Source organism: Solwaraspora sp. WMMA2056, assembly GCF_030345095.1.
Classification (GTDB): domain Bacteria; phylum Actinomycetota; class Actinomycetes; order Mycobacteriales; family Micromonosporaceae; genus Micromonospora_E.
Window position 1 is genome coordinate 1,472,058 of record NZ_CP128360.1, and the last position, 19,054, is coordinate 1,491,111.

The following is a 19,054-nucleotide window of genomic DNA, read 5'->3' on the forward strand; positions in this document are numbered from 1 at the left end:
GTGGATCGCAAATCGGTCAAGGTCGTGGTCGCTGGCGGATTCGGCACGGGCAAGACCACCATGGTCGGCTCGGTCAGCGAAATTCCGCCGCTGACCACCGAGGAGGTGCTGACCGAGGCCAGCATCGGCGTCGACGACGTCACCGGCATCGAGGACAAGACCAGCACCACCGTCGCCCTCGACTTCGGCCGGATCACCATCGCCGAGGACGTCGTGCTCTACCTGTTCGGCACCCCCGGGCAGGACCGCTTCTGGTTCATCTGGGACGAGTTGGCCCAGGGTGCGATCGGCGCGGTGGTGCTGGTCGACACCCGCCGGCTGGACAGCAGCTTCGCCGCCATCGACTACTTCGAGCGACGCGGCATCCCGTTCGTGGCTGCGGTCAACCAGTTCTTCGGTGAGTGCCTCTACACCGAGGACGAGATCCGGGGCGCGTTGGAGCTGGATCCGGCCGTACCGCTGCTGTGGACCGACGCCCGGGACCGGGCCTCCTGCAAGGAGACCCTGATCGAGCTGGTCAAGCACGCGATGCGCCGGCTACCGGTGGCCAGCTGAGCCTGCACCGCCCAAGGTCCGGCTACGCCGGGGCCAGCCGGACCTTTCATGCCCCGGCTACGCCGGGGCCAGCCGGACCTTGAAGTGGCGCAGCAGCGGCGGGGCGGAGACGATCCGGTAGCCGCCGACCCGCTGCGGGTCCTTGGCGATGTCGGCCAGCACCTCGGCGACGTACTCCAGATGGGCGTCGGTGTAGACCCGGCGCGGGATCGCCAGCCGGACCAGCTCGAACGGTGCCGGCGTGACCAGCTGGTGGTTGTCGTCGAGCCCGCCGAGGTACAGCGAGCCCAGCTCGGCGCAGCGGATCCCGCCGTCGAGGAAGAGCTGGCAGCCCAGCGCGTGGCCGGGGAACTGGTGCGGCGACAGGTGTGGCAGCAGCCGGCCCGCGTTCAGGTAGAGGGCGTGGATGCCGGCGGGGGCGACCGTGGCCACCCCGGCGTCGGCGAGCAGCCGGGCCAGCCGGGCGGTCGAGGCCGCACGGGAGCGCAGGTACGCCGGTTCGAGCACCTCCCGGACGCCCTGGGCGAGCCGTTCCAGGTCGTGGCCGGCGAGTCCGCCGTACGTGGAGAAGCCCTCGGTGGCGATCAGGTTGGCCTCGCAGGCGGTGTACCGGGCCTCGTCGCGCAGCCCGATGACACCGCCGATCGCCGACAGGCCGTCCTTCTTCAGGCTGATGACGCAGCCGTCGGCCAGGTCGAAGGCGGCGCGGGCGATCTCGCGCGGAGTCTTGTCGCGGTACGCGTCCTCCCGTTGCGACACCAGCCATGCGTTCTCGGCGAACCGGGCCGCGTCCAGGAAGAACGGCACGTCGAAGCGGCGGCACAGGTCGCGTACGGCGGTCAGGTTCGCCATCGACACCGGCTGTGCGCCGAGCCCGTTGTTGGTGATCGTCATCAGCACCACGCCGACCCGGTGCCCGTCCGGGCCGGCCAGGGTCCGTTCCAGCGCGTCGAGGTCGATGTCGCCCTTGAACGGTGCGTCGTCGTCCAGGTCGGTGGCGGCGGCGCAGGGCAGGTTGACCGCCTGCGCGCCGGCCAGCACCACGTTGGCGTGGGTGGTGTCGAAATGGGTGTTGCTGATGCTGATCTGGCCGGGTTTCAGCAGGTCACCGAAGAGGATCCGTTCACCGGCCCGGCCCTGGTGCACCGGCAGCACGTGCGGGTAGCCGGTCAGGTCGCGGATCTCGTCGCGGAACCGGAACCAGGAGCGGGCCCCGGCGTACGATTCGTCGCCGAGCGCCGCCGCGGCCTCCTGCAGGGTCGAGGTGGCCCCGGTGCCGGAGTCGGAGAGCAGGTCGATGGTGATCTGGTCGGCCCGCAGGTTGAACGGGTTGTAGCCGGCCTCGGCCAGCGCGGCGCGCCGTTCGTCGGCGGTCAGGAACGGGATCGGCTCCACCACTTTGATCCGGTACGGCGGCAGGGTGGTGCGTCGGTCGGCTGGCTGCATCACATGCTCCCGGCGTTCATCGGCGTACGGTCTCGCCCGGGTCGCGGTGCGGCGACCTGGTGGGCTTCGGCGGACAGGTAGACGGTGATGCCGGGGCGGGGGCGGCCGACCCGCAGTGACACGTGCGCGATCAGGCCGACGCCGTCGGCCAACGGCCGGTCGGTGACCGCCTCGATGGCCGGGTCGAGCCGGCTGGCGTCGAGGCCGTACCGGTCGAGCAGTTCGCGGACCCGGTCGCGGGCCTGGACGTCGTCGTCGACGTAGTCGCGGATCGGCACGTACAGGCTGTAGCCGACCGGCTGGGTGGCGCCGGTGGTGAAGGTGTAGCTGCTGACCAGCGGACGCCGTTCGTACGGGCCGGGGCCGCCGGCCGCCGTGGTGCAGAAGTCGGCGACCTGGTCGGGGTCGATGTCGTCGACCACGCTCGCGGCGCGGACGGCGTCGTCGACGGTCGCGTCGTACTGGCTGACGTAGAGCTTGACCCGGGACTGGTCGCCGTCGTGCAGGTCCAGCGCGAAGAACGTCAGCTGGTCGCGTCGGCCCAGCTCACCGGGGCGCAGGCCGCCGTCGACCATCATCGGGTACGCGGCGTCGAGCCCCAGCTTTCGTAGCGCTTCGACGACCAGCGTGGCGCTGTGCTCCTCGCCGCGTACCGCCGGGTTGAAGTAGACCTTGAGTTCGGGTCGGCGGCCGCTGCGGAAGACCAGCGAGTACCACAGTGCGAAGGCACCGCGCGGTCGGTCGGTGTCGAAGACCTCGCGGACCGCGTCGAACCGGCTGGTGGCCAGGTCGAACCGGTCGACCTGGCGGTCCAGGAAGCGGTACGCGGCCTGGGCGTGCGCGGCGAGGTCCCCGGTGGCGGCCTGGGCCTCGGCGAGGATCCGCAGGGTCGGCGGCTCGGCCTCGTTGAACGCGACGGAGTACTCGACCGGGGTGTGGTCGTCGGCGACGTCGGACGGCCAGGCCGGTGGCTGGTCGACGGGCCGGGTCGCGGCCGGGCCGAGCAGGTCGGCGACGAGTTGCCGAGGGACGGCCGGGTCGGCGTCGACGACCGCGCAGAGCCGGGTCAACTGTCCGGCCAGTCGGTCCAACAGGGAGGTTCCGTGCATGTGTCGCCTTCCGCCGCGCCTCGCAACATCCTGGCCCCTTGGTGATCACCCGACTTCACATAGTGATCTCCGACCGAGGTAGTTGTCGAGTGAGACAAATTTCACTGATCCTGAGTGGATTGTCAGGATGAGTGAAATGCCAGCTTGGCGTGGTGGACGAATCCGTCCTATGCAGGAGTAGTGGACCTGTGGCGACTGTGCCGAATAGTGGGATTGACCAAGTTTGATCAGCTGTGGTGCAACGCCGCTGGTCGGCGGGGTCACGCGGTGCGACCAGCAGTTATTCCTGTGTGGAATAAATATTCCACACAGGAATGCACGTCAACGGGAACCTGCGTCGGACTGCCGCCTGCCGCCTGCCGCCTGCCGCCTGCCGCCTGCCGGCTGCCGCCTGCCGGCCGATCAGGCTGCTGGCCGCCCGGCCGATCAGGCGGACTTACGGTCGGTGGCCTTCCTCGCCGTCGAGCTGCGGGAGCTGGCCTTCTTGGCGGCAGCCTTCTTGGTGGCGGTCTTCGTGCCGCCGGTCTGCTTGGCGGCAGCCTTCTTCGCCGGCTCGTTCTTGCTGGCCGGCTCGGCCTGCTTCGCTCGCTGAGTCTTCTTCGCCGGTTCGGCCTGCTTGGCGGGATCGGCCTTCTTCGCGGCGGTCCGGCGCGCCGCCGGGGCCTTGCCGCCCGCCTTCCTCGCCGAGGTGATCGGGGTCGGCTCGGCCGGGGCCCGGTCACTGTCGGCGGCCTCGCCACGGGCCACCCGGGCCCGCTCCACCGAGGCCCGCAACGCCGCCATCAGGTCCACCGCAGCCGGCGGAGCCTCCGCCTCCTCCTCCGGGGCGACGATCTCCCGGCCCTCCACCTTGGCGTCGATGACCTCCTGCAACGCGGCCCGGTAGTCGTCGGTGTACTCGTCCGGGGCGAACTCACCGGCCATCGAGTCGATCAACGACGCCGCCATCGCCAGCTCCGGCGGCCGGACCTGCACGTCGTCGTCGAGGAAACCGAACGACGCCTGGCGGATCTCGTCCGGCCAGAGCATCGTGTTGAGCACCAGCACGTTGTCGCGTACCCGCAGAGTGGCCAGCTGCTCCCGCTGCCGCAGCGCCACCTTCACGATCGCCACCCGGTCGGAGTCGGCCAGGGCGTCGCGCAGCAGCACGTACGGCTTGGTCGCCGTACCCTCCGGCTCCAGGTAGTAGGCCTTGTTGTAGAGGATCGGGTCGACCTGGTCGGCCGGCACGAACTCCAGTACGTCGATCGCCCGCGACGTGCTCAGCGGCAGATCCGAGAAATCCTCGTCGGTCAGGATCACCATCTCGCCACCGCCGAGGTCGTAGCCCTTGGCGATGTCGTCGTAGCTGACCTCCTCGCCGTCGACCGAGCAGACCCGCTTGTACCGGATCCGACCGCCGTCGGTGCGGTGCACCTGGTGGAACCGGATGTCCTTCTCCTCCGTGGCGGAGTACAGGCGTACCCCGATCGACACGAGGCCGAACGACACCGCGCCTTTCCAGATCGCGCGCATGGTGAGTCCCCTTCGCCACCACCGGCGGCCGCCGCCCTGTCCTGCCCTTCCCCAAGGTCAAGATCGTCCAGGTCAGCCCGGTGTTGATCCAGGATCGCATCCGACAGAACTCAGCGCGACCACTTCGTTGCTGGTTTTACAGTGGCAGGATGCCGGGTGGACCGCTGCGGCCGATGCTCGCGACGACCGGGGAGCTGCCCACAGGCCCCGGCTGGCGGTACGAGTTCAAGTGGGACGGCGTCCGCGCGCTGGCCGACATCTCCGGCGGCGCGCAGCGTCTGTACGCCCGCTCCGGCGCCGAGATCACGGTGGCCTACCCGGAACTGTCCGGCCTGCCCCGCGCCCTGGACGACGCCCTGCTCGACGGCGAGATGGTGCTGCTCGACGCCGCCGGCCGGCCGTCGTTCACCGCGCTCGCCGAGCGGATGCACGTACGGGACCCGGCGCGGGCCGCCCGGTTGGCCGCCGGGGCCCCGGCCACGTACATGATCTTCGACCTGCTGCGGCTGCGCGGCGCCGACCTGACCGGCTGGCCGTACCACGACCGGCGGCACGCGCTGGAAGCCCTCGGCCTGGCCGGGCCGGCGTGGGCGGTGCCGCCCGGCTTCGCCGACGGGCCGGCCACCCGGGCCGCCGCCGCTGAACACGGCCTGGAGGGGGTGGTCGCCAAACGGCACGACGCGATCTACCGTCCAGGGGTGCGCAGCCCCGACTGGGTCAAGGTCAAAATCGAGCTGACCAGGGATTTCGTCGTCGGCGGCTGGCGGCCGGGGGTACGCCGCGTCGGCGGGCTGCTGGTCGGCGTACCGGGGCGGGATCCGGCCGGTGCGGCGACCGGTGCCCTGCGGTTCACCGGCCGCGTCGGTGGCGGCATCGGGGCGGCGGCCGAGCGCGCCCTGCTGGCCGCGCTCGAACCGCTGCGTACCGACGGGTCGCCGTTCGACACGCCGCTGCCGCGCGAGGACGCCAGGGGCGCGATCTGGGTCCGCCCCGAGGTCGTGATCGAAGTACGGTACGGCCAGCAGACCCCGGACGGGCGGCTGCGCTTCCCCCGCTTCCTGCGGATCCGCCCGGACGTGCCGGCCACCGACGTCGACGCCGAGGCCGCCGATGGCGGCTGACTTGAGGCGGGGTGCCGCCGATGCCGGCTGACCGGGGAGCGGGCGCGGCCGGGCGGATCCGCGTGGAGGTGGCCGGCCGGGCGCTGGAGCTGTCGAACCTCGACAAGGTGCTCTACCCGGCGGCCGGGTTCACCAAGGGCGAGGTGATCGACTACTACACCCGGGTCTCCGGCGTACTGCTGCCGCACCTGGCCGACCGGGCGCTCACCCGGATCCGCTACCCGAACGGGGTCGACGGGCAGTACTTCTTCGAGAAGAACGCCCCAGCGAGCACCCCCGACTGGGTGCGTACCGCCCGGTTGCCGACCCCTGGGTCCTCGCGCGGCCGCGACGAGATCGACTTCGTCGTCGCCGACGACCTGCCCACCCTGGTGTGGCTGGCCAATCTGGCCGCGTTGGAGCTGCACACCCCGCAGTGGCGGGTCGGCGCCGACCCTGATCTGCTGGTCGTGGACCTCGATCCGGGGGCACCGGCCGGGATAGCGGAGTGCTGCGTGGTCGCGGTGGCGATCAGGGACCGGTTCGCCGACGACGGGATCGCCTGCTGGCCGAAGACCTCCGGCCGCAAGGGCATGCAGCTGTGTGCGCCGGTTTCTGCCACCCAGTCGGCCGAGGTGATCTCGGGGTACGTCAAGCAGGTCGCCGAGGAACTGGAGTCTTCTTCGCCGGCGAAGGTCACCTCCAGGATGGCGAAGCGGCTGCGCCCGGGAAGGGTCTTCATCGACTGGAGTCAGAACAACGCGGCGAAGACGACGGTGGCGCCGTACTCGCTGCGGGCCGGCCCGGTCCCGGCCGCCTCGACCCCGCTGACCTGGCCGGAGGTGGAGGCCGCAGCGGCGGGGGACCTACTAGGGGCCGTCCGCCAGTTCACCGCCGCCGAGGTGCTGGACCGGATCGACGAGTACGGCGACCTGCTGGCCGACCTGCTCACCCCCGGCCCACCCGTCCCCTCATGATCCCGACGATCTTGCGGTTATCGCGAGGATTTGTCGGATTCGGTCAACGATAAGCGCAAGATCGTCGCGATCATGGGGGTCAGGGGAGGGCGGGGCCGAGGACGTCGTCGGCGTCGACGATCGTGTACGCGTAGCCCTGCTCGGCGAGGAACCGTTGCCGGTGTGCGGCGTACTCGGTGTCGACGGTGTCCCGGGAGACCACGGTGTAGAAGTGCGCCTGCCGGCCGTCGGCCTTCGGGCGCAGCACCCGGCCAAGGCGCTGTGCCTCCTCCTGGCGGGAGCCGAACGTGCCGGAGACCTGGATCGCCACCGCCGCCTCCGGCAGGTCGATGGAAAAGTTGCCGACCTTGGAAATGATCAACGTCGGGATCTCGCCGTGGCGGAACGCGTCGAACAGCCGTTCCCGCTCCTTGTTCGTGGTGGCGCCCTGCACGATGGGGGCGTCGAGGTACTCGCCGAGCTGATGCAACTGGTCGATGTAGGCCCCGATGACCAGCACCTGGTCGCCCTGGTGCCGGTCCACCAGCGCCTTGACCACCGGCAGCTTGGTGCGTGCCGTCGCCGCCGACCGGTACCGCTCCTCGGTCTCGGTGACCGCGTACGCCATCCGTTCCGCGTCGGTCAGGGTGACCCGGACCTCGACGCACGCGGCCGGGGCGATCCAGCCCTGCGCCTCGATGTCCTTCCATGGCGCGTCGTACCGCTTCGGGCCGATCAGCGAGAAGACGTCACCTTCCCGGCCGTCCTCGCGGACCAGGGTGGCGGTCAGCCCGAGCCGCCGGCGGGCCTGCAGGTCGGCGGTGAACCGGAAGATCGGCGCCGGCAGCAGGTGCACCTCGTCGTAGACGACCAGGCCCCAGTCGCGGGCGTTGAACAGGTCCAGGTGGGTGAAGGCGCCCTTACGCCGCGACGTCAGCACCTGGTACGTGGCGATGGTGACCGGGCGGATCTCCTTGCGTTCACCGGAGTACTCGCCGATCTCCTCCTCGGTCAGCGAGGTCCGGGCGATCAGTTCCCGCTTCCACTGCCGGCCGGCGACCGTGTTGGTGACCAGGATCAGCGTGGTCGCCTTGGCCTGCGCCATCGCCGCCGCGCCGACCAGGGTCTTGCCGGCACCGCAGGGCAGCACCACCACCCCGGAGCCGCCGGCCCAGAACTGCTCCACCGCCTCCCGCTGGTACGAGCGCAGCGTCCAGCCGGGCTGCCCGTCACCGCCGGCGGTGGCCAGTTCGATCGGGTGCGCCTCGCCGTCGACGTAGCCGGCCAGGTCCTCGGCCGGCCACCCCAGCTTGAGCAGGCCCTGCTTGAGGCGTCCCCGCTCGGACGGGTGCACCGCGACGGTGTCGTCGTCGATCTTCGCGCCGAACATGCCGGCGAGTTTCTTGCTCTTGACCACCTCGGTCAGCACCGCGCGGTCGGTGGCCCGCAGCACCAGCCCGTGCGCCGGGTCGTTGGTCAGCTGCAGCCGGCCGTACCGGTCCATGGTCTCGGCGACGTCGACCAGCAGCGCGTTCGGTACGGGGTACCGGGAGAACTTCAGCAGCGCGTCGACGACGCTCTCGGCGTCGTGCCCGGCGGCACGGGCGTTCCACAGCCCGAGCGGGGTGAGCCGGTAGGTGTGCACGTGTTCCGGGGAGCGTTCCAGCTCGGCGAAGGGTGCGATGGCCATCCGGCAGGCGGTGGCGTCCGGGTGGTCGATCTCCAGCAGCAGGGTCTTGTCCGACTGGACGATGAGCGGGCCGTTGTGCACGTCATTCCCCCTTGTGGCCGACCTGCCAGTCTGGCACACCGGCCGGCCCCGCGCCCCGGCTGCGGTGATCGACGCCACTGTCGGGGTCCCGATTGAAGAGAATCGCTCGGATTACGCAACCGACCTGGCCGGTGTGGCGTCTGTAACCACGACGGCCGTCCCGGTCGGGTGCGTCCGTCACGGTGATCGGTGGGTGTCGCGGGACGCGTTCGATCCGCACAGCGACCCACTCCGGGCGGCAGCGCCGGCCGGAGAGTGCGGCGCGGCGGGCGGAGCAACGGGGGCGAGCGGTCCGTGGGCGGCGCCCGACCGGCACCGTACGGCCGCCGTCCGCTGACCGACCCTCCCCGGTCAGCGGGCGGCGGTCTCCGCGTGCGCGACGGCGGCCTGTGCCGGGGCGGTGGGTGTCCGGGGGGTGGCCGAGGCGTCCGGTCCGGTCGGGACCAGGCCGACACCGGGTACGTAGCGGACCGGGAGCGGGTCGGTGATCTCCCCGATGAACCGGCCGTCCTCGTGGTCGCGGAAGCCGATCAGTTGCCAACCGCCAGCGTCGTCGGGCAGCAGGCGTGGCGCGTAGAGGCTCGGATGGGCGTACGGCATCGCGGCGGCGACGTCCCACGGGCCGGTGGTGGAGGTCCCCGGTGCCACCCAGACCAGGGGCGCGTCCGGACCACCCCGGTCGGCGGTGACCGAGTTGGTGCAGAACAGCATCAGCGGCTGGCCGTCCATCACCACCACCTGCGGCACCTCGAGGTGGCCGAAGCCCGCCGGGGTGGACACCGGTGGCTGGACCTGCCAGGTGAGCAGGTCGTCGGAGGTGGCGTGGCCGGTGACACCACGCGAGTCGGCCGCGCCGTCGCGGGCGCGGGCGGTGATCAGCATGTGCCAGCCGTTGCCGGCCGGGTCCGGGTAGACCCACGGGTCCCGCCAGGCATGTTCGTACCAGGCGTCGGGGTCGAGGGTCTCGTACCAGGTGGGGTCGGCTTCGACGAGCGGTCCGTCGCCGTGGCGGTGCCAGCTGACCAGGTCGTCGCAGACTGCCAGGCCGATCCGCTGGACCAGGCCCTGTTCGGCCCGGCTGACGCCGGTGTAGAACAGGTACCACCGGCCGTCGGGGCCGCGTACCGTGCTGCCGGTCCAGGTGGCCAGGTCGTCCCAGGCGGGGGTGTCGGCGGCGACCAGCGCGTCGGCGACCAGTCGCCAGTCGCGCAGGTCGGTGGAGACCGCGTGGCCGATGGTGGCGCGGTGGTGGCGGCGGTGCGGGTCGAGCAACGCCCGGGAGGCAGGCAGGAAGAACGCGTGCCACAGGCCGTCGTCGTCCCGTGCGTACCAGCTGTCCCACACCCAGTGGTCCGATAGCCGAAGCATGCGTTGGAACCTACGGTAAATCGGTTTAGCGCCAAGCGCGGGGACCGGTCCGGATCGGTCCCTACGCGGCCCGGGGGCGGCTTGAGGTCAGTGCGGCCGGGGGGCGGCGATCGACTTGCGGCGGCGCAGCGGCATCGGCACCACGTACGGGGCGCCGGGTGCGCCGTCGAGCAGGATCTCCACTGCCCGGCGGCCCATCTGCTCGTGCGGCAGGGCCGCGGTGAACAGTCCTGGGCGCAGCCAGGTGGCGATCGGGTCGTCGTCGAACGAGACGATCGAGATGTCCGCCGGGACGGTCAGGCCCGCGTCGGCGACCGCCTGGTACGCACCGAAGGCGAGCCGGTCGTTCATGCAGATCACGGCGGTGGGGCGGTCGGGTCGGTCGAGGATGCCGCGCATCGTGGTGTAGCCGTGTTCGGGCAGCCACTCCCGGCAGGACGGCTCGGCGTACAGCTTCGCCCCGGCGGCGGACAGCGCGTGCCGGATGCCGCGCAACCGGGCCTCGGCGGCGAGGGAGACCTCCGGGTCGCGTTCCTTGAGCCGGTTGCGCCCGATCAGCGCGATCCGGTCCCGGTGGCCCTGCTTGAGCAGGGCCTCGGTGACGGCGCGGCCGGCCTGTTCGTCGTCGGGGAGCACGCAGGGCAGGTCCTCGGCGCTGGTGGCGTTGAGCAGCACCACCGGTCCGCCCAGGATCGCCGGCGGTACGGTCAGCCGGCGGGTCGCCATCGCGGCGTAGATCACCCCGTCGACCTGACGGTCCAGCATGGCCTCGATCGCGTACCGATCGAAGGCCGCGTCGCCCTGGGTCTCGGTGATCAGCAGGACATGGTCGCGCTCCCGGGCGGCGTCCAGTGCGCCCCGGATCAGCCCGCCGGCAAATCGGGTCGTAGCCACAATGTCGGACACGAAGGCAATGGTGGCAGTTTTTCTGGTCCTGAGGCTTCGGGCGGCGACGTTGGGGCGGTAGCCTAGTTCCTCGGCGGCGGCGAAGACGCGCTGATGTGCCTCCACCGACAGGCGCGTCCCCTCCCGGCCGTTCAGCACCATCGACGCGGCGGTCTTGGACAGCCCGGCGCGTTGGGCGACATCTGCCAGTGTCGCCCGATTTCGCGGTGTTGATCCGTTAGATGAGGTTTCTTTGTCCACAGCGTTGCCTCCGCCGGTCAGGCCCATGCTCAATGATGCGATGGTGGGCCGGCCGGGTCACCGGCGGGTCACCGCCGTGGTGGCGCCGGATCGCTGGTAGCGACCGGTTCGCCGGGGTGGCGTCGGCCGATCGGGTGGCCGACCGACGACCGACGGGGTGGGTGTGCCGGGGCGGCCGGTCCAGTGTGAACGAGCCGTTTCCGGACCGCTGCCAACTAGTCCTTGACAGCAGCGAGCAATCGGAAGCATGCTCTGCTAAATCAGTTTAGCTAGGGAGTTCCCGACGACCTCGGCCGTCGGCCGGTGAACCCGAAACACCAGTTGCGCCGCGTGGGATCGGCGCAACTGGTGAGAACTCAAGGAGTCCCGATATGCGTAGTTTCGCGCGCGGAAGCTCCACGCCGGTCGCCCGGCCGTGGTGCTGGCGCCGCTGATGGCGGCGGCCCTCGCAGTCAGCTCATACCGTTCGGCGTGTTCTGGATGCGGACGCACTTCATCAACGTGCCACCGGAGCTGTCCGAGGCGGCCCGGGTCGACGGCAGCACCACCTGGCAGCTGTTCTGGCGGATCCATCTGCCGCTGGCCCGCCCGGCGATCGCCTCGCTGACGATCCTGCTGTTCCTGTGGACCTGGAACCAGTTCCTGCTGGCCATCGTGCTCGTCGACGACGGCACCAAGCGGACCATGGCCGGGGCGCTCGGCGCCTTCCAGGGCCAGTGGGGCACCGACCAGGTCCTGCACTGCGCCGGATCGCTGCTGATCCTGACGCCGACCCTGATCGTCTTCCTCATCTTCCAGCGCCAGTTCATCAAGGCCCTGCTGCAAGGGTCGGTCAAGGGATGAGCGTGCCGACAACCACTGCCGTGCACGGGGACGTGGCCGACGGCTACGGCCCAGTCGCCGACGTGTTCCGGGACAACTTCGCCACCCGCGGCGAGGTGGGTGCCGGCCTGGTCGTGCACGTCGACGGCCAGGTCGTCGTCGACCTGTACGGCGGACTGGCCGATTCGCGTACCGGACGGGCCTGGACCCGGGAGACACCGGCGGTCGTCTTCTCCTGCACGAAGGGGATCCTGGCGGTCTGCGCCTACCTGCTGGTGCAGTCCGGTCAGCTCGACCTGTCGGCGCCGGTCACCCGTTACTGGCCGGAGTTCGGCGCCAACGGCAAGGCGGACATCCCGGTCCGGTGGCTATTCACCCACCAGGCCGGGCTGCCCGCGCTGGACCGGGACCTGACCCGGGCCGAGGTCATCGCCGAACGGCCGGTGATCGAGGCGATCGAGCAGCAGCGATCGCTGTGGCAGCCGGGGACGGCGTACACGTACCACGCCCTGACGTACGGCTGGCTGGTCGGTGAGCTGATCCGGCGGGTCACCGGGCTGCCGGCGGGGGAGTACTTCCGCCGTACCCTCGCCGGGCCGTTGGGGCTGCGGACCTGGATCGGCCTGCCGGCGGCCGAGCGCGACGCGGTCGCCTGGACCCTGGCCCCGCCGGGCGGCCCGATGCCCTTCCCCGACGAGGTCAGTGAACGGTCGCTGACCATGGGCGGCGCGTTCGACTTCCCGGCCGACGCCGACGGGCTGGTGAGCTTCAACGACCCGGCGATCCAGGCCGCCGGGATCCCCGGCGCCGGCGGGGTGAGCTCGGCCGCCGGGCTGTCCCGGCTGTACGCCGCGTGTGTCTCCGACGTCGCCGGCGGGCCGCTGCTGAGCACCGCGTCGGTCGACGACGCCGTCGTGGTCCGGGTCCAGGGCCAGCAGCGGTACGGCGGACCGGACGCCGGCCAGCGGTGGGGGACCGGGTTCCTGCTGCGCTCGCCCCGGGTCCGCCCGATGCTCAGTGACCGCAGCTTCGGTCACGACGGGGCCGGTGGTCACCTGGCGTTCGCCGACGACCGGTTCCGGGTCGGTTTCGGGTACGTGCTCAACCAGATGGGCGGTGTGGTCGACGACCGGGCGAACCGGCTCACCGAGGCGCTGCGCGGCTGCCTGGACTGACCGCCGCACCGGGCTTGACCACCTGCGGCACGCCGGGCGGGACGTTTCCGTGGCAACGGATCTGTCCCGCCCGGCGTTTCGTCGTGGCAGGCGGCGTTCAGCTGGGGGTATCGGGGGTATCAGCCGTCCCGCCAGCATCTTTCGTATTTCCAGCCGATTTCCAGCCGGCGTCTTGACAGCGGCTGATCACGGCGAGCATGCTCCGAGCTAAATCAGTTTAGCATCGATCTACGACCAGTCGGGGAGTCATCTGGCCACCCCCCCCCGCACCTGGTAGCGACCCGGTGGTGACCTGGCTGGCACACGCGCTCTGCGCGAAAAGGAAGGACGCAGTGACCCTCCGCAGGAAGATGGTCGCGCTGCTGGCCACGGCCGCAGTGCTGACCAGCGCCGGAGCGGCATACGCTCAAGGTGGCAACAGCACGAACGTCGTCACCGGGATCCAGAGCATCACCCCGATCACCGAGGTCTACACGTACGGCCAGCGGGTCTCCGCCGTCGCCGTCGAGTACAGCGCCAACGTCGACCCCGCCTCGATCGACCCGACGTCGTTCACCGTCTCCGACACGGTGTACAACTTCCGGTTCAACCCGATCGACGAGCTGTCGAAGATGGCCGACCGGACCATCACCAACGTCTACACCAACAGCCGGGCGCACACCCGGCACAACAAGCAGTCCGTCCACGGCCGGTACGTCATCATCGAGCTCGACCCGGCCGACGTCGGTGGGTGGACCGTGATCGTCTCCAAGTGCCCGACGTTCCTGTGCACCGTCAAGGTCAACCCGGACCTGCCGACCACGCTGGTCCAGCGCAAGCCGGTCCGGGCCCTGGGCAACGGCGGGCCGGTGCTCGCCCCCGGCACCCCGAACCGCGTCCGCGCGATGACCAACGAGCCGGTGAACCTGCTCGTCGACGAGTTCTCCTCCGACGCCTTCCTCAGCGGCGGCATGGTGCTGCCGTACCACTACCACCTGCCGGCCAACTACGACCCGGCCAAGAAGTACCCACTGATGGTCGTCCTGCCCGGTCACGGCATGGGCTGGGACGGGGTCAACACCGGCGTACAGATCGCGGCGGACATCCCAGCGGTGGCCTGGCTGCAGCGCAGCTGGACCGGAAGCGACGAGGACGTCATCGTGCTGGCCCCGCAGAACCAGCGGGTCGGTGCCGCCGCCGAGGCCGACCTGCTGGTCAAGTTGATCGACCAGTTCATCGCCAACCACAGCGTCGACACCAGCCGGGTCTACGCGACCACCGTCTCCTACGGTTCGCAGTTGGCCTGGGAGGCGTTCGCCAAGCGGCCGGACCTGTGGGCGGCCGGCCTGATCACCGGCGGCTTCCAGGTCAACGCCACTCAGGCCGCGGCGATCGCCGAGGCCGAGATCCCGATCTACCTCACCCACGGGGTCAACGACCACCTGCTCAACATCTCGCTGGCCCGCAACTCCCGGGCGGCGCTGACCGCCGCGTACACCGAGGACGGCAAGACCGAGCAGGAGATCGCCGACTTGTTGCGCTACGTCGAGTACGGCAACGAGGAGTTCTCGCTGCCGGACTACCACGCCGCCTACGGTCCGACGTACGAGGATCGCAGCATCCTGAAGTGGGTGCTCAGCCAGCGCAAGGACGGCTGACCAGCCGGCCCTGTCGGCAGTCGTGTTGCCGGACCAGCCTGCTCGGACACCGTGCGGCGCGGCTGACCGGGCGGGAGCCGTGCGGCCGTTACCTACCTACCTACCTAACGCACCAGCGCGACCCGTCTGTCACCGTAGCCGGTGGCGGGCGGGTCGCTGCTTGCCGTCGAAACGGTTCGGCGTTTCGCTATTATAGTCAAGAACTCGGCGGCTGAAGCGTGGGTGGCGTCCTGCGTAGGAAAGACCCCTAAGTGGGATCTGTATTTGATCGGCCGCTCTTGACAACGTTTGGCGATTGTCGCTGCTCGATCTCTTGTGAATGTTGGCAATCACAACTATGCTCATGCTCGAGAGCGCAGGGCACGCTACGTGACTTCCGTGAAGGCCGACGCGGCCCGGCGGAGTCGGCACGGGCAGCGTTTGGACGCCGCCTGTCCGGGCCGCAGTGCCAGGCGCTTCATGCCGTCGATCCGGGCCCGACGGCGACCATCCGTTCCACCGGCCGCTCAGACCATCGATCCGTCACCGATGGCGACCTGGCGTGCCCGATCCCGCACCCCCTCCTGGTCCCGCGAGAAGGCGTACAGCAGTGCAACGCTCAGGTCTTCGACTCCTGACTGACGCGACGGCGGTGGCCACCGTCGAGGCTTCGATCGGGTATTCACGTTGCGCAACGGGTGGCAGTTCTTCGGTACCGGTTCGGGATCTGCAAATCGCGCGACGCGGGTGCTCGGTGGCGCCGTCACCGTCCGACGGTTCGAACTGAGCGTGCCGCGAAATGCCGCACGACACTGCACCCCCCCACGAAAGGCAAGGTAATGAGAAAGACCAGAAGCATCCATCTCATTGTCGCGGCCTCCGCGACGATGGTGATGGCTGCCGGAATGGCGGCGATTGTATCGACGCCAGCCAATGCGGCGACGACGCTTGGCGCGGCGGCGGCAGAGTCCGGCCGCTACTTCGGTGCCGCCACCAACTCGTTCATGCTGAACCGTCAACCACACGCCACGGTCCTCAACCGTGAGTTCAACTCGATCGTGGCCGAGAACGAGATGAAGTGGTACCACACCGAACCCAACCAGAACCAGTTCAACTTCACCGCAGGCGACCAGCTCATTGCCCACGCCCGCGCCCGAGGGATGACCGTACGCGGCCATACCCTCGTCTGGCACGCGCAGCAACCCGCGTGGGCGCAGAACCTGTCCGGCACCGCTTTGCGTAACGCCATGATCAACCACATCAACCGGGTCGCCGGCCACTGGCGGGGCCAGATCCACTCCTGGGACGTGGTCAACGAGGCCTTCGCCGACGGCAGCGGCGGCGGCCGGCGCGACTCCAACCTGCAACGCACCGGCAACGACTGGATCGAGGTCGCTTTCCGTACCGCCCGGGCCGCCGACCCGAGTGCCAAACTCTGCTACAACGACTACAACACCGACGGCGTCAACGCGAAGTCGACCGGCATCTACAACATGGTGCGCGATTTCAAGGCCCGTGGCGTGCCGATCGACTGCGTCGGACTGCAGTCGCACCTGGGCACCACCCTCGACCCCACCTACCAGCAGAACATTCAGCGCTTCGCCGACCTCGGCGTCGACGTACAGATCACCGAGCTCGACATCATGCAAGGCTCGAATCAGGCCAACATGTACGGCCAGGTCACCCGTGCCTGCCTCGCCGTCGCCCGGTGCACCGGCATCACCGTCTGGGGCGTCCTCGACCCCGACTCCTGGCGGACCGGAGCGAACCCGTTGCTGTTCGACGGCAACGGCAACAAGAAGCCCGCCTACGACGCAGTCCTCAACGCACTCAACGCCGGCGGCAACAACCCGCCGCCCACCACGGCGCCGCCCACCACCGGGCCGCCGCCAATTACCACTCCACCGCCGTCGGGCGGCGGCTGCTCGGCCAGCGTGTCGCTGAACTCCTGGAATGGCGGCTTCGTGGCGACCGTGCGGGTCACCGCCGGATCGTCGGCGATCAACGGCTGGCGGGTGCGGCTCACGGTGCCCTCCGGCGCCACGGTCACCGGCGCGTGGAACGCCAACCGCAGCGGCAACACCGGTGCGGTGGACTTCACCAACGTGGACTACAACGGCCGGGTCGCCGCCGGCCAGTCGACAGAGTTCGGCTTCCAAGCCACCGGAAACGGCTCCATTCCCGCGCCCAGTTGCACCGCCAGCTGAGCCCGAGGTCGGATCGGATGAGGAGTAACAGATGGGAAGACTGAAGACCAACGCCGCCATCGTGTCGACCGGTGCCGTCCTGCTGGCCTCGGCGGCCGTCGCTGCGGCGGTGCCGGCCTCAGCGGCGGCCGGCTGCTCGGTGAACTACACGGTGTCGTCGTCGTGGCCGGGTGGGTTCGGCGCCAGCGTCACCATCACCAACCTCGGTGACGCGGTGACGAGCTGGACGCTGAACTGGAGCTTCGGTGCCGGGCAGACCGTCACCCAGGCGTGGAACACCACATTGACCCAGAGCGGGGCAGCCGTCACCGCGAGGAACGTCAGCTACAACGGTACCATTGCGACAAACGGGACGACGTCGTTCGGCTTCAACGGCTCGTGGAACGGCAGCAACCCCGTACCGACCGCCTTCACGATGAACGGCGTGGCCTGCACCGGCAGCACCACGCCCACGACGGCGCCGCCGACCACCGCGCCGCCGACCACCGCGCCGCCGACGACCGCACCGCCCACAACGCGGCCGCCGACCGGCCCTGCGGACATCACGGTGAACACCGGCACCAGGTACCAGACAATCGACGGGTTCGGTGCCGCCACCTGGATCTGGGGCAGCAGCACCTGGTCGACAGCCGAGACCCAGACCCTGGTCGGGCTGGGCCCCAACCAACTGGGGTTGTCGATCGTCCGGACAGGCATCTCGCCGGAGTCCAGCGAATGGTCGAACCAGGTCAACGCGCTGCGAACGGCGAAGTCCGCCGGCTCCGGCGTGAAGATCCTGGCGTCACCGTGGACGGCGCCGGCGGCGTGGAAGACCAACAACAGTCGGATCAACGGCGGCAAGCTGCGGACCGACTACTACGACGACTACGCCAACCATCTGAACAGCTATGTCCAGTACATGCGCAACCAGGGGGTGACCGTCGACGTCACCTCGGTGCAGAACGAGCCGGACTGGCACCCCAGCTACGACTCGATGGACTGGAACGGGACCGAGCTGCGAAACTTCGTCCGCGACCACGGGTGGCGGGTGCAGAACACCGAGCTGATGGTTGCCGAGGCGGTCAACATGAACTACAGCTACACCGATCCGACCCTCAACGACGCAGGCGCGCGCAACAACATCGGCTACATTGGTGGCCATCTGTACGGCCTAGAGTCCCAGGGTCGACTGAAGCCGTACAACCTGGCCAACCAACACGGTAAGCCGGTGTGGATGACCGAGTGGAACCATCACGAGGCCGACGGCAGCGGCTCCAACATCTGGGGCAACCCGAGCAACGTTGCCGTCTGGGACGAGACGCTCGACGACATCATGCGTACCGTGCACCGGATTATGGAGGCCAACTGGGCCGCCTACATCTGGTGGTACGGCAAGCGGTTCTACTCCTTCATCGGTGACGGTGAGTCGGCCTTCGGCACCACGGCGGGGGCACCGCTCAAGCGCGGGTACGCCTTCTCGCAGTACGCCAAGTACGTCCGCCCCGGCTACCAGCGGGTCGCCCTGACCAAGAGCTCCAAGGCGTCACCGCTGGAGGTGACTGCGTACACCGGCGACGGGAAGACCACCCTGGTCATCCTCAACCGGTCGAACAGCGCGGTCAACGGTGCGGTCGTCGCGGCCCCGCAGAACGTCACGCGGGCCGAGCACTACCTCACCTCGCAGTACTCCAGCGCGGCCAGCCAGTCGGTCGGCGTCAACGGTAACCAGGTCACCGTAAACGTCGGCGCACGCAGCATCTCCACGGTCGTGCTCACCCACTGAGCCGATCCCGGTCCCGGTGCCGGTGCGGGCCCACGGCCCGCACCGGCACCGGAGGTCACCGTGCCGGACCTCCCGCCGGCAGGGCAACCTCCCGCCGGCACCGGGTGCCGCCGCCGACATCGGACACGTCGGCCGGCACCGGTTGCTGTCCGATCCCTCGCCGACCTGCCAGTCTGGAGACAGCGGTGTAACGATCGGACCGGGAGGCGGTCATGACGGTCAACGACAAGCCGGATCGACCAGGACCGGCCGACCGGAGCTACCCGGGGCCGGTCTCGCGGGCCACCCTCTTCTGGTACGCGTTCGCGTCCACTCTGCTCGTCGGCTGGTTCCTGTTCGGCTGGCTGGTCCTGCGCCAGGGCTTCATCGACTCCGTCGGCGAAGCCCTCGGCACCGGCTTCACGCTGCTGCTGGCCGTGTCGGTGGTCGAAGCAGCCCGCCGGCACCGACACGACGGCGGACCCCGCCCCGGCTGAAACCGGACGGCAGCCGGTCACCGCACCCCG

Annotated in this window: 15 protein-coding genes; 9 read left to right on the forward strand and 6 right to left on the reverse strand. The window is 69.9% G+C overall.

What is annotated here, in order from left to right:
• Nucleotides 1–555, forward strand: coding sequence for a GTP-binding protein (locus O7608_RS06830; RefSeq protein ID WP_289209159.1), 555 nt, complete (start codon nt 1–3; stop codon nt 553–555).
• 57 nt (nt 556–612) lie between these two features.
• Here O7608_RS06830 and O7608_RS06835 read toward each other — a convergent pair whose 3' ends face one another.
• The 3 genes from O7608_RS06835 to ku all read right to left on the reverse strand — a co-directional run bounded on the left by O7608_RS06835 (nt 613) and on the right by ku (nt 4,625).
• Nucleotides 613–2,001, reverse strand: coding sequence for a tryptophanase (locus O7608_RS06835; protein ID WP_289209160.1), 1,389 nt, complete (start codon nt 1,999–2,001; stop codon nt 613–615).
• The gene (locus O7608_RS06840; RefSeq protein ID WP_289209161.1) at nt 2,001–3,110 is read right to left on the reverse strand and encodes a tryptophan dimethylallyltransferase family protein; all 1,110 of its coding nucleotides are present in this window, start codon (nt 3,108–3,110) and stop codon (nt 2,001–2,003) included. Before O7608_RS06840 ends, O7608_RS06835 begins: the two co-directional genes overlap by 1 nt.
• Before the next feature lie 426 nt (nt 3,111–3,536).
• Nucleotides 3,537–4,625, reverse strand: coding sequence for a non-homologous end joining protein Ku (ku, locus tag O7608_RS06845; protein WP_289209162.1), 1,089 nt, complete (start codon nt 4,623–4,625; stop codon nt 3,537–3,539).
• Between the two features lie 149 nt (nt 4,626–4,774).
• On the opposite strand from ku, the gene ligD (O7608_RS06850) reads away from it, so the two are divergent.
• Nucleotides 4,775–5,746, forward strand: coding sequence for a non-homologous end-joining DNA ligase (ligD, locus tag O7608_RS06850; RefSeq protein WP_289209163.1), 972 nt, complete (start codon nt 4,775–4,777; stop codon nt 5,744–5,746).
• Between the two features lie 20 nt (nt 5,747–5,766).
• Nucleotides 5,767–6,702, forward strand: a complete 936-nt coding sequence (gene ligD / locus O7608_RS06855) for a non-homologous end-joining DNA ligase (RefSeq protein WP_289209164.1) — start codon at nt 5,767–5,769, stop codon at nt 6,700–6,702.
• Between the two features lie 79 nt (nt 6,703–6,781).
• Here the strand turns inward: ligD (O7608_RS06855) and O7608_RS06860 are convergent, their stop codons facing one another.
• The 3 genes from O7608_RS06860 to O7608_RS06870 all read right to left on the reverse strand — a co-directional run bounded on the left by O7608_RS06860 (nt 6,782) and on the right by O7608_RS06870 (nt 10,966).
• The gene (locus tag O7608_RS06860; RefSeq protein WP_289209165.1) at nt 6,782–8,452 is read right to left on the reverse strand and encodes a DNA repair helicase XPB; all 1,671 of its coding nucleotides are present in this window, start codon (nt 8,450–8,452) and stop codon (nt 6,782–6,784) included.
• 351 nt (nt 8,453–8,803) lie between these two features.
• Nucleotides 8,804–9,820, reverse strand: coding sequence for a family 43 glycosylhydrolase (locus O7608_RS06865; protein ID WP_353850507.1), 1,017 nt, complete (start codon nt 9,818–9,820; stop codon nt 8,804–8,806).
• An 87-nt stretch (nt 9,821–9,907) separates the two neighbouring features.
• Nucleotides 9,908–10,966 (reverse strand): LacI family DNA-binding transcriptional regulator, encoded by a 1,059-nt coding sequence (locus O7608_RS06870; protein ID WP_289210810.1) that lies wholly within the window; start codon nt 10,964–10,966, stop codon nt 9,908–9,910.
• A 348-nt stretch (nt 10,967–11,314) separates the two neighbouring features.
• Here O7608_RS06870 and O7608_RS06875 point away from each other — a divergent pair, with 348 nt between their 5' ends.
• The 6 genes from O7608_RS06875 to O7608_RS06900 all read left to right on the forward strand — a co-directional run bounded on the left by O7608_RS06875 (nt 11,315) and on the right by O7608_RS06900 (nt 19,024).
• On the forward strand, nt 11,315–11,809 hold the full coding sequence (locus tag O7608_RS06875; RefSeq protein ID WP_289210811.1) for a carbohydrate ABC transporter permease: 495 nt from the start codon (nt 11,315–11,317) through the stop codon (nt 11,807–11,809).
• Nucleotides 11,806–12,963 (forward strand): serine hydrolase domain-containing protein, encoded by a 1,158-nt coding sequence (locus O7608_RS06880; protein WP_289209166.1) that lies wholly within the window; start codon nt 11,806–11,808, stop codon nt 12,961–12,963. Before O7608_RS06875 ends, O7608_RS06880 begins: the two co-directional genes overlap by 4 nt.
• Before the next feature lie 332 nt (nt 12,964–13,295).
• Complete coding sequence (locus tag O7608_RS06885) at nt 13,296–14,600, forward strand: hypothetical protein (protein WP_289209167.1); 1,305 nt, start codon at nt 13,296–13,298, stop codon at nt 14,598–14,600.
• A gap of 818 nt (nt 14,601–15,418) precedes the next feature.
• Complete coding sequence (locus O7608_RS06890; RefSeq protein WP_289209168.1) at nt 15,419–16,786, forward strand: glycoside hydrolase family 10 protein; 1,368 nt, start codon at nt 15,419–15,421, stop codon at nt 16,784–16,786.
• A gap of 31 nt (nt 16,787–16,817) precedes the next feature.
• A complete protein-coding gene (locus O7608_RS06895; protein ID WP_289209169.1) occupies nt 16,818–18,548 on the forward strand; it encodes a cellulose binding domain-containing protein in 1,731 nt (576 codons plus the stop codon).
• A 212-nt stretch (nt 18,549–18,760) separates the two neighbouring features.
• Nucleotides 18,761–19,024 (forward strand): hypothetical protein, encoded by a 264-nt coding sequence (locus O7608_RS06900; protein ID WP_289209170.1) that lies wholly within the window; start codon nt 18,761–18,763, stop codon nt 19,022–19,024.
• Nucleotides 19,025–19,054 lie beyond the last annotated feature (30 nt).

Excerpts from the sequence above, each read along its gene's own strand:
- O7608_RS06865 (WP_353850507.1), bottom strand. The coding sequence starts at position 9,820 with ATGCTTCGGCTATCGGACCACTGGGTGTGGGACAGCTGGTACGCACGG.
- ligD (WP_289209163.1), top strand. The coding sequence starts at position 4,775 with ATGCCGGGTGGACCGCTGCGGCCGATGCTCGCGACGACCGGGGAGCTG.
- O7608_RS06895 (WP_289209169.1), top strand. The coding sequence starts at position 16,818 with ATGGGAAGACTGAAGACCAACGCCGCCATCGTGTCGACCGGTGCCGTC.
- ku (WP_289209162.1), bottom strand. The coding sequence starts at position 4,625 with ATGCGCGCGATCTGGAAAGGCGCGGTGTCGTTCGGCCTCGTGTCGATC.
- O7608_RS06835 (WP_289209160.1), bottom strand. The coding sequence starts at position 2,001 with ATGCAGCCAGCCGACCGACGCACCACCCTGCCGCCGTACCGGATCAAA.
- O7608_RS06840 (WP_289209161.1), bottom strand. The coding sequence starts at position 3,110 with ATGCACGGAACCTCCCTGTTGGACCGACTGGCCGGACAGTTGACCCGG.
- O7608_RS06880 (WP_289209166.1), top strand. The coding sequence starts at position 11,806 with ATGAGCGTGCCGACAACCACTGCCGTGCACGGGGACGTGGCCGACGGC.
- O7608_RS06900 (WP_289209170.1), top strand. The coding sequence starts at position 18,761 with ATGACGGTCAACGACAAGCCGGATCGACCAGGACCGGCCGACCGGAGC.
- O7608_RS06890 (WP_289209168.1), top strand. The coding sequence starts at position 15,419 with ATGAGAAAGACCAGAAGCATCCATCTCATTGTCGCGGCCTCCGCGACG.
- ligD (WP_289209164.1), top strand. The coding sequence starts at position 5,767 with ATGCCGGCTGACCGGGGAGCGGGCGCGGCCGGGCGGATCCGCGTGGAG.